This window comes from Halovenus amylolytica (genome assembly GCA_004015825.1).
GTDB lineage: Archaea > Halobacteriota > Halobacteria > Halobacteriales > Haloarculaceae > Halovenus > Halovenus amylolytica.
In genome coordinates, this window is record SAYS01000051.1 from 1 (window position 1) to 2027 (window position 2027).

Here is a 2027-nt window from a genome sequence, read left to right on the forward strand (position 1 = left end):
TGACGGCACCGTAGAAAGGGTAGTCGATAAGTGATTGGAATTCATCAGAGAACTCTGTTCTAACTTTGATCTATAATTTTCATAGGTTATTTACATCAGCGTCCCGTTAAATCAATAAACTGGTTGATAACGTGTTTAAAGAAAATAATGAGTATCAACAAGAAAAACTGTTTTCGCCCGTAAAGAACCTTTCTACCAGTATTGACGAGAAATTACAAAATCACTGGTCAACTCATTTTTATCAACATATATTTACTCAAATAGATGAAACAAAGTTCGAGCGGCTATACCACGACGGGTATAGCCGTCCGAACAAGCCTGTCAATGAGCTTGTCTCACTGGAGATTATCAAACACCTGCTCGATCTCTCTGACGAAGAACTTGAATACGCCTATATCTTCGATTTTCGCGTCAGAAACGCACTAGGGAAAGAGACACTTGGCGACAACATCTGCCAAAAGACGTTCACCAATTTCCGCCGCCGGTTGACAGAACACGAAGAAGAGACTGGTGAAGATCTGTTACACGAGGTTTTCGAAGATCACCGCAGCTATTTCCAAGAAGAGTTTGAAATTGATGCCAGTACACAGCGGATGGATTCGACGTTCATTGAGGCGAACATTAAGCAACTGTCCCGCGTTGATCTTCTTGCCAAAGTCGTTCACAACTTCCTGTGCGATCTCCCGGAGGAGATCGTACAGGAATTACCCGCTGGTATCGACGACTTTGCAGACACTGATAACCTGGAACTGTCTTACCAACTTGAGCCAGGCGAAATTCCAGGAACCATGGAAACACTCGCCGAGCATACTGCGTGGCTTGTTGATCGGTTCGAAGATGATGATGAATACGCCGAGTTGGAGAGCTTTGCTCATCTCCAGCAAGTCCTTGACGAACAGTGTTATCACATTGCTGAACTCGAAGACGACGAGGATGCGGACGAGTCTGCTGATCAACGCCAGCCCGGTGACGAATCGTCACCGGACTGGCAACCACTCCGAACGTACACGGCTCCCGAAGAGAGTACCAACACTGAACAAAATGAAGAAAACACAGGCTCATCCGGAGAAAACGCCGATGACCAGTCCGATCACGTCGGGCTGAAAGAGCCCGACGAGATCGACAGTGGCACGATGCAAAACCCTCACGATGAGGACGCAACCTACCGCTCGAAGAACGGTGAGGACTATCACGGATACAAGGCGAATGTAGCGGAGACGTGCAATGGTGAGAATCCATTCCGACTCATCACTGCGGTTCGGGTCGATACCAACAACACGGACGACGGCGACCTCCTTGACGAGGACGTAACGAACCTCTCAACTGAGACTGGGTTACGTGACCTGCTCGTGGATGGCGGGTACACGCACAAGGAAGTAGAGAAGCGCTGCCGTGATCAGGAGATCACGCAGCACTTCTCTGGAATCGTCGGTCAACGGCCTGGAGCGGAGAAGATGTCGCTGGCTGCGCCGGAGTGGGACGGGGCGAGAATGGTTGCGTGTCCTGCCGGACACGAACCATTCGACCAGAACCACTACGAAACCGGTCGTATTTCTGGAAAGATGGAGAAGGAGTTCTGTGACGAGTGTCCGCACAGAGAGAGCTGTTTCGTCAAGGAACAACAGAAACACTATAGCTACGGTTTCAGAGAACGGCGGGTAGAAATTGCGCAGCGACGCAAGCGGTTAGATGATCCGGCTGAACAGGAGTTTCTGAAGTTGCGTGCCGGCGCTGAGTCGTTGATGAACGAGATGTATCACAGAGAGGGTGAGAAAACGAAGTTCGCAGGGAAAATCAAGGTGAAAAACGGGTCAATAGCGAAAGCTATCGGGAGAAACCTGAAGCGAGCCTCCGGATTCTTGGAATCGGAGGCGAAGCAAGAGAAATCGACGGGATAGTGGGGCAGACAATTCTGTTTGTCGCTGTCAGCTAGATCTTCTGTGGTGACGGCTCGCTTCCGGTGTAATATTCACTGGTGATTGGGGCGGGGTGTTCCCGGCGGAACACCCCTTTCTACGGTGCCCTCA

1 protein-coding gene is annotated in these 2027 nt (G+C 50.1%); it reads left to right on the forward strand.

Features of this window, described 5'->3' with window-relative positions; translation table 11 throughout:
• The first annotated feature begins 131 nt into the window (after window positions 1-131).
• The gene (locus EOW68_RS18225; protein ID WP_128226573.1) at window positions 132-1898 is read left to right on the forward strand and encodes a transposase; all 1767 of its coding nucleotides are present in this window, start codon (window positions 132-134) and stop codon (window positions 1896-1898) included.
• The last annotated feature ends 129 nt before the right edge of the window (window positions 1899-2027 follow it).